General features: G+C 66.3%; 13 protein-coding genes. 11 read left to right on the top strand and 2 right to left on the bottom strand.

The window, feature by feature from the left end; genetic code table 11:
- Positions 1-11 precede the first annotated feature (11 nt).
- From ACO07J_RS17040 to ACO07J_RS17005, 8 genes are all read left to right on the top strand, one after another.
- Positions 12-1,523 (top strand): malonate--CoA ligase, encoded by a 1,512-nt coding sequence (locus ACO07J_RS17040; RefSeq protein WP_422031130.1) that lies wholly within the window; start codon positions 12-14, stop codon positions 1,521-1,523.
- Between the two features lie 72 nt (positions 1,524-1,595).
- On the top strand, positions 1,596-2,537 hold the full coding sequence (locus ACO07J_RS17035) for a LysR family transcriptional regulator (RefSeq protein ID WP_422031128.1): 942 nt from the start codon (positions 1,596-1,598) through the stop codon (positions 2,535-2,537).
- A 264-nt stretch (positions 2,538-2,801) separates the two neighbouring features.
- Entirely contained in the window at positions 2,802-3,800 is a 999-nt protein-coding gene (locus tag ACO07J_RS17030; protein WP_422031126.1) for a TRAP transporter substrate-binding protein, read from the top strand.
- Positions 3,797-4,333, top strand: a complete 537-nt coding sequence (locus ACO07J_RS17025) for a TRAP transporter small permease (RefSeq protein ID WP_422031124.1) — start codon at positions 3,797-3,799, stop codon at positions 4,331-4,333. The genes ACO07J_RS17030 and ACO07J_RS17025 overlap by 4 nt, the downstream gene beginning before the upstream one ends.
- Positions 4,318-5,607 (top strand): TRAP transporter large permease, encoded by a 1,290-nt coding sequence (locus ACO07J_RS17020; protein ID WP_422031122.1) that lies wholly within the window; start codon positions 4,318-4,320, stop codon positions 5,605-5,607. The genes ACO07J_RS17025 and ACO07J_RS17020 overlap by 16 nt, the downstream gene beginning before the upstream one ends.
- Positions 5,608-5,633: 26 nt before the next feature.
- Complete coding sequence (panB, locus tag ACO07J_RS17015; RefSeq protein WP_422031120.1) at positions 5,634-6,455, top strand: 3-methyl-2-oxobutanoate hydroxymethyltransferase; 822 nt, start codon at positions 5,634-5,636, stop codon at positions 6,453-6,455.
- On the top strand, positions 6,452-7,384 hold the full coding sequence (locus ACO07J_RS17010) for a hydroxymethylglutaryl-CoA lyase (protein WP_422031118.1): 933 nt from the start codon (positions 6,452-6,454) through the stop codon (positions 7,382-7,384). The genes panB and ACO07J_RS17010 overlap by 4 nt, the downstream gene beginning before the upstream one ends.
- A gap of 27 nt (positions 7,385-7,411) precedes the next feature.
- Positions 7,412-8,617: a CaiB/BaiF CoA transferase family protein gene (locus ACO07J_RS17005; RefSeq protein ID WP_422031116.1), complete on the top strand. Its 1,206-nt coding sequence runs from the start codon at positions 7,412-7,414 to the stop codon at positions 8,615-8,617.
- 50 nt (positions 8,618-8,667) lie between these two features.
- Here ACO07J_RS17005 and ACO07J_RS17000 read toward each other — a convergent pair whose 3' ends face one another.
- Together ACO07J_RS17000 and ACO07J_RS16995 are read right to left on the bottom strand one after the other, a co-directional pair.
- Positions 8,668-8,799 carry an RSP_7527 family protein gene (locus ACO07J_RS17000; protein ID WP_422031114.1) on the bottom strand — a complete coding sequence of 44 codons (132 nt, stop codon included), beginning with the start codon at positions 8,797-8,799 and terminating at the stop codon, positions 8,668-8,670.
- A gap of 147 nt (positions 8,800-8,946) precedes the next feature.
- Entirely contained in the window at positions 8,947-10,269 is a 1,323-nt protein-coding gene (locus ACO07J_RS16995) for an aspartate aminotransferase family protein (protein ID WP_422031112.1), read from the bottom strand.
- Between the two features lie 253 nt (positions 10,270-10,522).
- On the opposite strand from ACO07J_RS16995, the gene ACO07J_RS16990 reads away from it, so the two are divergent.
- The 3 genes from ACO07J_RS16990 to ACO07J_RS16980 are packed head-to-tail and all read left to right on the top strand — an operon-like array spanning position 10,523 to position 12,811.
- A complete protein-coding gene (locus tag ACO07J_RS16990) occupies positions 10,523-11,233 on the top strand; it encodes an ABC transporter permease (protein ID WP_422031110.1) in 711 nt (236 codons plus the stop codon).
- Entirely contained in the window at positions 11,226-11,969 is a 744-nt protein-coding gene (locus ACO07J_RS16985; RefSeq protein ID WP_422031414.1) for an ATP-binding cassette domain-containing protein, read from the top strand. Before ACO07J_RS16990 ends, ACO07J_RS16985 begins: the two co-directional genes overlap by 8 nt.
- Positions 11,970-11,989: 20 nt before the next feature.
- On the top strand, positions 11,990-12,811 hold the full coding sequence (locus ACO07J_RS16980; RefSeq protein ID WP_422031108.1) for a substrate-binding domain-containing protein: 822 nt from the start codon (positions 11,990-11,992) through the stop codon (positions 12,809-12,811).

Here is a 12,811-nt window from a genome sequence, read left to right as displayed (position 1 = left end):
GGAGACGTGTCATGGCCAACCCTTTGTATGATGCGCTTTTCGGGAAGTATGCCGGGCAGGAGACGCCGTTCCTGTACCTGAGCGACGGCACGGTGATCAGCCATGCAGGGTTTCTGGAGGCGGCGGCGCGGATCGCCGGGGTGATCACGGAAGCCGGGTTGCAGCCCGGCGACCGGCTGGCGGCGCAGGTGGAGAAATCGGCGGAGGCGCTGGCGCTGTATGCGGCCTGCGTGCAGGCGGGGGTGATCTTCCTGCCGTTGAACACGGCCTACACGGCGGACGAGCTGACCTATTTCATCGACAACAGCGGGGCGGCGATGATCGTCTGCGATCCGGGCAAGCTGGAGACGCTGGCGCCGATTGCCGAGCGGCTGGGCTGTCGGGTGGAAACGCTGGCGGCGGATGGCGGCGGGAGCCTGATGGACAAGGCCTCGGGGATGCCGGGGGAATTTGCCACGGTGGACCGGGAGGGCGGCGACCTGGCGGCGTTCCTCTATACGTCGGGGACGACGGGGCGGTCGAAGGGGGCGATGCTGACTCAGGACAACCTGTTGTCGAATGCGGAGACCCTGACGGAGTGCTGGCGGTTCTCGGACAAGGACGTGCTGCTTCATGCGCTGCCGATCTTTCACACGCACGGGCTTTTCGTGGCGACGAACATCGTTCTGTTGTCGGGCGGGGCGATGATCTTCCTGCCGAAGCTGGATATCGACCGGATGATCGAGTGGATGCCGAAGGCCACGTCGATGATGGGCGTGCCGACGTTTTACACGCGGCTGCTGGATGACGAGCGGTTCACGAAGGAACTGGCCGAGCATATGCGGCTTTTCGTGTCGGGCAGCGCGCCCTTGCTGGCCGAGACGCATGAGCGGTTCGAGAAGCGCACCGGGCACCGGATTCTCGAACGCTACGGGATGACCGAGACGAACATGAACACCTCGAACCCCTATGAGGGCGAGCGGCGGGCGGGGACGGTGGGGTTTCCGCTGCCCGGCGTGGAGCTGAAGGTGTGCGACCCCGAGAGCGGGGCCGAGGTGCCGCAGGGTGATGTGGGCATGGTCGAGGTGCGGGGGCCCAATGTCTTCAAGGGCTATTGGCAGATGCCGGAGAAGACGGCGGCGGAGTTGCGCGAGGACGGGTTTTTCATCACCGGGGATCTCGGCCGGATCGACGAGGACGGGTATGTGCATATCGTCGGGCGGGACAAGGACCTGATCATCTCGGGCGGGTACAACATTTACCCCAAGGAGATCGAGCTTTTGCTGGATGAACAGCCGGGCGTGCTGGAAAGCGCGGTGATCGGCGTGCCGCATCCGGATTTCGGCGAGACGGTGGTGGGCGTGCTGGTGGCGGAGGCCGGGGAGCGCCCGGACCTGAAGGCCATCGAGGCGGCGGCGCAGCAGTCGCTGGCGCGGTTCAAGCATCCCCGCAAGCTGGTGGTGGTGGAGAGCCTGCCGCGGAATACCATGGGCAAGGTGCAGAAGAACGTGCTTCGGGAGGAGTACAAGGGGCTGTTCGCGTAGGCCCGGGCGCCGGTTGCCAGTGGCGGGCGGATCGGCGTAACGTCCGGGCGCGGGGGCGTCGGAGGGGCTGCGTTGACCAAGGACTTGCAGAATTTCCCGCTGGCGCGGTTCGATCTTGTGACCTTGCGGATCTTCCTGACGGTGATCGACACCGGCAGCATCCGGTCGGCGTCGGAAAGCCTGAACCTGTCGCCCTCGGCGATCAGCCGGCGGCTGGCGGAGTTGGAGGAGAATTTCGGGCAGCCGTTCTTTGCGCGGCATTCGCGGGGGGTGGAGATATCCGATGCCGGGCATGTGATGGCGGCGAAGGCGCGGGAGATCTTCGCGGCGATCGACAGCGCGCATTCGGAGCTCAGGCGGTTGAGCAGCGGCGAGGCGGGGAGCCTTTTGCTGAGCGCCAATGGCTCGGCCTTCGTGAACGGGCTGGCCGAGGACATGAAGCATTTCTCGGATGCGTACCCCTATATCGGGATCGAGCTGTTCGAGCAGATCAGCCCGAACGTGGTGGCCTCGGTCGTGAGCGGGCGGACGGAGCTGGGGCTGATTTCAAGGACGTTCCGTTTGCCGCCCGAGATCGTCTGTACGCGGTATTGCACCGACCGGCTGGTGCTGGCGGTGCCGGAGGGGCATGACCTGGCCCGGCTGCCGGCGGTGCGGTTGTCGGACATGTCGTCCTATCCGAGTATCGGGGTGATCGAGGGCAGCTCGATGACACGGCTGATCCGGCGGGTGTCGGTGCTGGGCAGCGGCGAGGTCAGGTATCGCTACATGGCGAATACCAACGAGGTGGCGCGGACGCTGGTGGCGCATGGGCACGGGATTGCCATCCTGCCGGAGCAGTTCGTGCGCCCGCATGAGGCGATTATGCCGATCAAGGCAGTGCCGATCGACGAAAGCTGGGCCGAGCGGGAGATCAGCCTTGTGCAACACGGCGACGCGACGCTGTCGAAGACGGCGGCGATCTTTCGGGAGTTCCTGCTGGAGCGGTCGCGGGAGAGGGGCGAGGCGGGCTGACACCCGGTGTTGCGTCGGACGGGACGCAGGGGCCCGGATTCAGCACTTGCCGCTGCAAAATGGGGCACTTACGTTTCCGCGCAGGCGTGTGGCGGCCCCCGGGCCGCGGCGCCGACGGGAGGAGAGGGACAGGCGTTTTCGGGTGAGGCAGCGGCGGGAGGCCGATGCAGGACAAGACCCGGAACCTGTTCATCTTTCGCTGAGATGCCGGGCCATGCCGCCTGTTCTGGCGGGTGGCCGGTGGAATTGAATGGGAGGAACCAGATGGCACTTTCGCAACTCGTCCGCAAGGCAACGCTTGCGGCGGCGGTCACGGTCGGGCTGGGCACGCTGCCCGCAGCGGCCGAGACGATCGAAATTCACAACACGATGGGCACCGGCGGGTCGGAGGAAGCCGCCCTGCAGAAGTTCCAGGAGCTGATCGGCGAGAAGCTGGGCGACGATTTCGAGGTGAACATCTACCTCAACAGTCAGCTTGGCAGCGAGGCCGAGGTGCTGGAGCTGCTCAATATCGGCCAGACGCAGATGGCGCTGACCGGGGGTGCGTTCATGGGCCAGTACGCGCCCGAGTACAACGCCGTGTCGGTGCCGTTCGTCCTGCCCAACTGGGGTTCGGTCGAGCATTACATCATGGAGACGGAATCGGGAAAGAAGATGCAGGAGATCGCCCGCGAGAAGGGCAACCTCGTCTATCTCGGGCCGCAGAAGCGGGCGTTCCGGCACATGACCTCGAACAAGCCGATCAACACGCCGGACGACCTCGAGGGTCTGCCGATGCGGATGCCGAAGATCCCGGTGTGGATCGACGTGTGGGAAGAGCTGGGCATCCAGGCGGTGGTGATCCCGTCGTCGGATATCTACCTGGCCATGCGCACGGGGCAGGTCGAGGCGCATGAGAACAGCCTTGCCTCGCCCTATACCCGCCAGATGTGGGAGGTGCAGGATTACATCATCGAGACCTCGCACCTGTCCTTCCCGTGGCACTGGGTCGCCTCGGCGCAATGGTGGGACGGCCTGACCGAAGAGCAGCGCACGGCGATTGCCGAGGCCGCCGAGGAAGCCCGCCAGCACGGCACGCAGGTCGAGAACGAGAAGGATGACTTCTATCGCGAGGCCCTGATCGAGAAGGGCATGGAGTTCATCGAGGTCGACCAGGCGCCGTTCCGCGAGAAGGCCGCGCCGGCCATCGAACGGGCGATGTCGGGCATGGCAGACACCGTGCAGCCCGATATCGAGGCCAGCATCGAGGCCGCGGCGGAATGAGTGACGCCGACGGGCGCCGGCGCCCGTCCCTCGTGATGCGGGGGGCGGGCATACTCGAGAGCGTCGCCATGGTGCTCATGGTGGCGCTGGTGCTGTCTATCTTCTACTCGGTCGTGGCGCGGGAGGTGTTCAAGCTGTCCGTGCCATGGGCCGAGGAGGTGGCGGCCGGGCTTCTGGCGTGGAGTGTCATGCTGGGGGCCGCGGCGGCCTGGGGTCAGCGGCGGCATATCGTGATCGACGTGCTGCTGCGGCGGATCGCGCTGGGGGCCCGGGTGTGGATCTCGGTGCTGATCGAGTGCGGCGCGCTGCTGTTGTTCTACGTGATCGCGCGGGGCGCCTACCTGATGATGTTCGCCAGTGCCAACAACACCACGACCGCGCTGGGCATCTCCTTCACATGGCTTTACCTGGCACTGCTGATCGGGACGGTGGCGATGATCCTGTTCAGCCTGGCCTACCTTGTCAGCCTGATCCGCAACGGAAAGGCCGTGATCGGCCAAACGGAAACGAAGAGCGAATGGACTACCTCCTGATATTCCTCGGTGTGATGATCTTCCTTTTCGCCGTGGGCGTTCCGGTTGCGATCTCCATCGGGCTGACATGCCTTGTCGTGCTGGTCGTGCAGGGCGGGATCGAGAAGATCCCCGAAGAGCTGTTCGCGATGCAGATGCTGAGCGGGATGAACAATTTCCCGATCATCGCGGTGCCGTTCTTCATCCTGGCCGCGTCGCTGATGAATACCGGGTCGAGCAATGCCCGGCTGTTCAATTTCGCGACCGCGCTGGTGGGGCCGATCCGGGGCGGGCTGGGGCATGTGAACGTGCTGGCCAGCGTGATCTTTGCCGGCATGTCGGCCACGGCGGTGGCGGACGTGGCCGGGATCGGGCAGCTCGAGCTGAAGGCGATGAAGGAGCGGGGCTATCCGCAGCGCTTCTCGGTGGGGATCACCGGGGCGGCGTCGATCATCAGCCCGGTCATTCCGCCCTCGGTGGCGCTGGTGGTCTATGGGTGGCTGTCGGGCACGTCGATCGCGGCGCTGTTCATGGCGGGGGTGATCCCCGGCATCATCCTTGCCGTGGGTCTGTCGCTGACGGTGTTGCTGACCTCCTACTGGCTGGACCTGCCGGGCACGCAGAAGGTGCCGGGGGGCGAGGTGTTCGGGCTGTTCCTGCAGGCCATCCCGCCGCTGATGACGCCGTTCATCATCATCGGCGGCATCTGGAGCGGGATATTCACGCCGACCGAGGCGGGGGCGGTGGCCTGTATCTATGCCTTCCTGCTGGGGGCGGTGATCTATCGCGACGTGACGCTGGCGGAGTTCGTGGAGGCATTGAGGCGGACGGTGCGGTTTACCTCCGTCATCCTGTTCATCATCGCGATTGCCACCTTCTATGGCTGGCTTCTGGTCAGGGTGCGCATCCCGCAGGAGCTGGCGATGGCGCTGCTGGACCTGAACCTTGGCGAGACGCAGGCGATCTTGCTGATCCTGCTGTTCTTCCTGGTGATCGGCTGTTTCATGAGCGTGGTGGAGGCGGTGCTGATCTTCACGCCGATCTTCATGCTGACGATCCAGTCGCTGGGGATCGACCCGGTGTGGTTCGGGGTGCTGATGGTGATGACCCTGTCGGTGGGGGTGATCACGCCGCCCTTCGGCAACGTGCTGTTCGTGCTGACGGAATTGACGGGGATGCCGTTCGAGAAGGTGGTGGTGGCGATCCTGCCGTTCCTGGTGCCGATCCTGCTGACGCTGCTGCTGCTGGTGTTCGTGCCGTCGCTGGTGACATTCCTGCCGGACGTGATGCATTAGGGCAGACCCGAGAACAGGAGAGGACAATGAGCGTACATTCCGGGACAAGGAAGCTGACCGCCGTGTCGCTGGCGAACCGGCGGAGCGAGACGCCGCTGGTGGGGCTGACGGCCTATACCGCGCCGATCGCGGCGGCGATGGACGAGGTGGTGGATTTCATCCTCGTGGGCGACTCGCTGGCGATGACGATCTATGGCGAAAGCTCGACCGTGGGGGTCGACCTGGACACGATGATCCGGCACGGGCGGGCGGTTGCGCGCGCCTGCAGCCATGCCTGCGTGGTGGTGGATTTGCCGTTCGGCTCCTACGAGGGGTCGCCCGAGCAGGCGTTCGCCTCGGCCAGCCGGGTGCTGATGGAGACGGGCTGCGACGCGGTGAAGCTGGAAGGCGGGGTGGAGATGGCGCCGACGGTGGCGTTCCTGGTCAAGCGGGGCGTGCCGGTGATGGCGCATATCGGGCTGACGCCGCAGGCGATCAACACGCTGGGCGGGTTCAGGACGCAGGGCAAGGACGAGGCCGCCGTCGAGATGCTGGTGGCCGATGGCCGGGCGATGGAGGAGGCGGGCGCGTTTGCCATGGTGATCGAGGGGGTGATGGAGAGCGCCGCGAAGGCGGTGATCGCGGCGACCGGCGTGACCACGATCGGGATTGGCGCCTCGGCGGAGTGCGACGGGCAGATCCTCGTGGTGGATGACGTGATCGGGCTGTTCGCGGCGTTCAAGCCGAAATTCGTCAAGCGCTATGCGTCGGTGCTGGGCGAGATCGAGGGGGCCATCGGGCAGTTCGCCGAGGAGGTCCGGGCGCGGAAGTTCCCGAGCGAGGAATACCTTTTCGGAGCAGGGGAATGACCATGGATATCACGATCACCGAGGTCGCTCCGCGGGACGGGTTGCAGAATGAAAAGCACGCCGTCAGCACCGAGCAGAAGATCGAGCTGATCGGGCGGATTGCCAAGGCGGGGATGAAACGGTTCGAGGTCACGTCCTTCGTGTCGCCACGGGCGGTGCCGGCGATGGCGGATGCTGAAGACGTGGTGAAGGGCGTGCCCGGCCGGGAGGGCCTGATCATCGAGGCGCTGGTGCCGAACCTGCGCGGGGCGGAACGTGCCGCGGCGCTGGGCTTGGATGAATGGGTGTGTTTCGCCTCGGCCAGCGAGAGCCATTCGCAGGCCAATTCCAATACCTCGACCGGGGAGGCGCTGGCAAGGTTGCAGCCGGTGATCGATTTGGCGAAGCAGGAGGGCGTGGTGCCGGTGGGGGCGATTGCCACCAGTTTCGGCTGTCCGTTCGAGGGGGATGTGCCGGTGGCGCGCGTGGTCGATGTGGCCAGGCGCATGACGGATATGGGTGTCGAGACGATCAAGCTGGGCGACACGATCGGGACGGCGTGGCCGGCCCGGGTGCGCGAGGTGGTGCGGGCGATGCGGGAGGCGTTGCCGGAGACGGTGCTGGTGCTGCACCTGCATAATACGCGGGACATGTCGCTGGCCAACGTGCTGACCGGGATGGCCGAGGGGGTCGACCGGTATGAAAGCGCGCTGGGCGGTGTCGGCGGATGCCCGTTCGCGCCGGGGGCGACGGGGAATATCTCGACCGAGGATCTTGTGCATTTCCTGCATCTTGAGGGGCACGGGACGGGGCTGGACCTCGGCCGGCTGATCGAGGCCGGGCACTGGTTCGAGACGGTGCTGGAGCGCAAGCTGCCGGCGCACCTGCTGCGGGCCAAGCCGGTGGGCGAGACGGTCGAGCTGGCCAGCACGCGGCGCGCGGCGGGCTGAGGGCCGGGAGACGAAGAAGGAGTTGGCATGAGCCTTCGAGGCATCCAGGTGATCGACCTGACCCGGATCATATCGGGCCCGTTCTGCACGCAGTTGCTGGCGGATTTCGGGGCGGACGTGATCAAGATCGAGACGCCCTCGGGCGATCCGCTGCGCCTTCAGGGGAAGGGGCGGGACGGGCTGAGCTGGTACTTCGCCAGCTACAACCGGAACAAGCGGTCGGTGGCGCTGGACCTGCGGAGCGAGGCGGGGCTGGAGGTTCTGCGCGAGATGATCCGGGGCGCGGATGTGCTGGTGGAGAATTACCGCGCCGGGGTGCTGGCGAAGATGGGGCTGAGCGATGCGGTGCTGGAGGAGCTGAACCCGAAGCTGGTGGTGTGCCATATCAGCGGGTTCGGGGCGGACGGGCCTTATGCCGAACGGCCGTCCTTCGATTTCATCGCGCAGGCGATGAGCGGGTTCATGGCCGTCAACGGCAACCGCGACGACGACCCGCAGCGTAGCGGCGTGCCGATTTCCGATCTGGTGGCAGGGCTTTACGCGGCGCTGGGCGTGGCGGCGACGCTGGCGGGGGCGCGGGAGGAGCGGAGGTTCCGGAGTGTCGACGTGGGGCTGACCGACAGTTTGATCAGCCTGCTGAGCTACATGGCGAGCGACACGCTGGCCGCGGGCAAGCCGCCGGAGCGGAGCGGGAACGATCACCCGCTGGTGGCGCCCTACGGGTTGTTCCAGACGGCGGATACGCCGATTGCCATTGCGCCGAGCAACGACATGATCTTTGCGCGTCTTCTCAAGGTGTTGGGGCGGGAGGAGTTGCTGACCGATCCGCGGTTCGACACGAATGACAAGCGGATGGCGGACCGGCAGGCGATCCGGGCCGAGATCGAGCCGATCTTCCTGACCGACAGCTGCGCCAACTGGATCGACCGGCTGAACGAGGGCGGGGTGCCCGCGGGGCCGGTGATGTCGGTGCCGGACGTGTTCGAGGACCCGCAGGTGCAGCATCGCGAGATGGTGGTCGACGTGCCCCATGGCGAGCATGGGACCGTGCGGATGCTGGGGTTTCCGGTGAAGGTCAGCCCCGAGGGCTGCGAGATGCGGCATCCGGCGCCGGAGCTGGGCGAGCATGGCACGGCCGTGCTGCGGGCGCTGGGCTATTCTGCGGAGCGGATCGCCGAGCTGCGGGCGAGCGGGGTGCTGGCCGGCGGGACGGAGGCGGCCAGCGGGGCGTGAGACCGGCGGGATCGGTGGTGGCCGATCCCGTCGGTATCAGGGCGCGTGGCTCAGGCCGCGTGGGCCGGTTTGGTGAAGGCCGGGGCCGGGCGGCGGAAGAGCGAGCGGAACAGGTCGCGGATATAGGCGGCGCGGTATTCGCGGGCGGCTTCGAGCAGGTCGTGAGTGTCTTTGTCGTACATTTCGGTGCCTCGTGGGGGGTATTGCGTCTTACCCGAGGCATATAGAAATACTGCACTGCAGCATAAACCCGCAATCCGGCAATGCCGCGTTGCAGCTTTTGCAAGGCCCGCCGTCAACCCGCTGTTTAAGAATGGGTTAACGAAACGTTAATGGAGGGCCGTTTCGATGGCGGTGGCGAGCTTGTCGGTCAGCTCGTCAAGCTGGGCGTCTTCGATGATGAAGGGCGGGGCCAGCATCACGTGGTCGCCATGCTTGCCGTCGATCGTGCCCGACATGGGGTAGCAGACCAGCCCCTCGGCGAAGGCGGCTTTCTTGATCCTGCCGGCGATGCCGCGGGAGGGGTCGAAGGGCGCCTTGGTTTCGCGGTCGGCGACGATCTCGATGCCGTGGAACAGGCCGCGGCCGCGCAGGTCGCCGATATGGGGGTGCTGGCCGAAGCGGTCGGCGAGGCGCTGGGCGAGCTTCTCGCCCTGGGCCCGGACGCGGGGCAGGAGGCCGCGGTCGAGGATGGCGGAGACCACGGCGAGCCCGGCGGCGCAGGCGGTGGGGTGGCCGTTATAGGTGTGGCCGTGCTGGAAGAAGCCGGTGCCGTCTTCGATGGTCTTGTAGATTTTTGCGCTGCAGAGCATGGCGCCGATGGGCTGGTAGCCGGCGCCAAGCCCCTTGGCGATGCAGGCGATGTCGGGGGCGACGCCATCCTGTTCGCAGGCGAAGAGGGTTCCGGTGCGGCCCATGCCGCACATCACCTCGTCGAGGATCAGGAGGATGTCGTACTGATCGCAGATCTCGCGGATGCGCTTGAAATAGCCCGGGGCGGGGGTGAGCGTGCCGGCGGTGGCGCCGACGACGGGTTCGGCCATGAAGGCCATGACGTTCTCGGGGCCGACGCGGAGGAGTTCGTCTTCGAGGGCCTGTGCGGCGCGCTGGCCGTAGGCCTCGAGGCTCTCGCCGTCGTGGCGGAGGCGGTATTCGTAGCAGGGGTCGATATGGGTGACGTCGAGGAGGAGGGGGCCGAATTGCGCCCGGCGCCATTCGTTGCCGCCGGCGGAGAGGGCGCCGATGGTGTTGCCGTGGTAGCTTTGCTTGCGGGAGATCAGGCGGCTGCGCTGGGGCTCGCCCTTTTCGACCCAGTATTGCCGGGCGAGCTTGATTGCGGCCTCGGTCGCCTCGGACCCGCCGGAGACATAGTAGACGCGGTCGAGGTCGCCGGGGGCGTTGGCGATGAGCAGGTCGGCCAGTTGCTCGGCCGGCTCTGACGTGAAGAAGCCGGTATGGGCGAAGGCGATCTGGTCGAGCTGGGCCTTCACGGCGGCGATGACCTCTGCGTCGTTGTGGCCGAGGCAGGAGACGGCGGCGCCGCCCGACGCGTCAAGATATCGTTTACCGGCGGCGTCGATCAGGTAGCAGCCTTCGCCGCCCACGGCGACCGGGGGGTTGAGGCGGGTGTGGCGCGGGAAGACGTGAGACATTCGGCAGGCTCCTGCAGGGGATCGGGCGGTTCGCCGGCAGTATTGCGCGGCGGGCGGGAGAGTCCAAGAGGGTGGTGCTTGGACCGAGTATCGTTGCATATGCTTGCAGAATTTCCTTAGGCACCGAACGGTGTGGTCAAATTGGCCAGCTGAGGCGGGCGGTTAAGGCCCTTTCCATACAAAGCTTCCCTTGTCGGAACCACGCCTTCGGCGCTAAACTCGACCTGACGAGACAGGGAGGGTTTCGGAAATTATGCAGGATTTCGGGGAGGCATTTGCGCTGGCGTTCGGCCTTGTGCTGTCACCGACCGGCGATCTGCTGGAGATCGTCGGGTTGTCGCTGCGCGTCAGCCTGACGGCGACGGCGGTGGCCTGCCTGCTGGGCCTTCCGCTGGGCGCGCTGCTGGCGGTGACGCGGTTTCCGGGGCGGGGCGCGGTGCTGGTGGCGATCAACGCGCTGATGGGGCTGCCGCCGGTGGTGGTGGGGCTTCTGGTCTATCTCAACCTGTCGCGGGCGGGGCCGCTGGGGTTTCTTGGGCTGCTTTACACGCCGACGGCGATGATCATTGCGCAGACCATCCTGATCACGCCCATCGTCGCGGCGCTGTCGCGGCAGATCCTCGAAGACCTGAATGCCGAGTATGCCGAGCAGTTCCGCTCGCTGTGCCTGGGCCGGTGGCAGAGCGTGCAGGCGCTGTTGTGGGACGGGCGCTATGCGCTGCTGACGGTGGGGCTGGCAGGCTTTGGCCGGGCCGTGGCCGAGGTGGGCGCGGTGATGATCGTGGGCGGCAATATCGACCACCTGACACGGGTGATGACGACGGCGATTGCGCTCGAGACCTCGAAGGGGGAGCTGGCGCTGGCGCTGGCCTTGGGGATCATCCTGATGGTGATCGCGCTGGGGGTGAATGCCTTGGTGCAGTCGCTGCGGGTGTCTGCGGAAAGGCGGAATGTTTATGCGTGACCTTGTTTTTCCCGATGTGGTGCCGCGGACGGAGACGGACCTGATGCCGCTGGAGCTTGAGGGGGTTCGGCTTTGCCTTGATGGCAAGGCGGTGCTGGATGGTGTGGACCTGCGGCTCGAGGGGACGGGGTGCACCGTGATCATGGGGCCGAACGGGGCGGGCAAGAGCCAGCTTCTGAAGCTGATCCACGGGTTGAAGGCGCCGGATGCGGGGCGGATTTCGTGGAATGGCAGGGCGGCGAGTGCTGCGACCGCGCGGCAGGCGCTGGTGTTCCAGAAGCCGGTGCTGCTGCGGCGGTCGGTGGCGGCGAATGTCGAGTTCGTGCTGAAGGCGCGGGGGCGGAGCCGGGACTTGCGGGACGGGTTGCTGGAGCATGTGGGGCTTCTGGACAAGGCGCGGCAGCCGGCCCGGCAGTTGTCGGGGGGCGAGGCGCAGCGGCTGATGCTGGGCCGGGCGCTGGCGACGGAGCCGGAGGTGCTGCTCCTGGACGAGCCGACCGCGAGCCTCGACCCGGCCTCGGTCCTGGCGATCGAGCGGATCATCCTGCGCGCGCGGGAGCGGGGGGTGAAGGTGATCCTCGTGACCCATGACACCGGTCAGGCGCGGCGGATGGCCGACGAGGTGGTGTTCCTGCATCGCGGGCGCATCCTCGAGCATGTGCCGGCAGAGCAGTTTTTCCCGGAGCCTGGGACCAGTGAGGCACGGGATTACCTGAACGGCAGGATTGTCGTTTAACATCGACCAGAGGAGTTTCCATGAAAATCAGAACGCTGATGGCTGCCGCCCTCGTGGCGCTGGCCCCTGTTTCCGCTGTCGCCGACGAGGCGATCATCGTGCAGTCGACCACGTCCACCGCCAATTCGGGGCTGTACGATTACCTGTTGCCGATCTTCACCGACAAGACCGGGATCACGGTCAACGTGGTGGCCGTGGGCACGGGGCAGGCGATCAAGAACGCGGCGAATTGCGATGGGGACGTGCTGCTTGTTCATGCCAAGCCGGCGGAGGAGAAATTCGTGGCGGATGGCGGCGGGACCGCGCGGACGGACCTGATGTATAACGACTTTGTCATCGTGGGCCCGGCGGAGGATCCGGCGGGGGTTGCGGGGATGAATGACGTGGAGGCGGCGCTGACCAAGATCGCGGAGAGCGAGGCGCTGTTTGCCTCGCGCGGGGATGATTCCGGGACGCACAAGAAGGAGAAGGCGCTGTGGGAGGCTGCGGGCGTGTCGCCGGGCGATGGGTCGGGCGAATGGTACCGCGAGACCGGCTCGGGCATGGGTGCGACGCTCAATGCCGGGATCGGGATGGGCGCTTACGTGATGACCGACCGGGCGACGTGGATCAGCTTTGCCAACAAGCAGGAATACGGGATCGTCGTGGAAGGGGATGACGACCTGTTCAACCAGTACGGCGTCATTCCGATCAATCCGGAGGCCTGCCCGTCGGTAAATGTCGAGGCGGCGCAGACCTTTGCGGACTGGCTGGTGTCGGCCGAAGGGCAGGAGGCGATCGGCGCCTACGAGGTGGACGGGCAGCAACTGTTCTTCCCCAACGCGCCGGAACAGGGTAGCTAA

The sequence above is a fragment of the Roseovarius sp. genome (assembly GCF_965228755.1).
Classification (GTDB): domain Bacteria; phylum Pseudomonadota; class Alphaproteobacteria; order Rhodobacterales; family Rhodobacteraceae; genus Roseovarius.
Note: the sequence above shows the minus strand (reverse complement) of the source record. Positions and strands in the feature narration are given on the sequence as shown.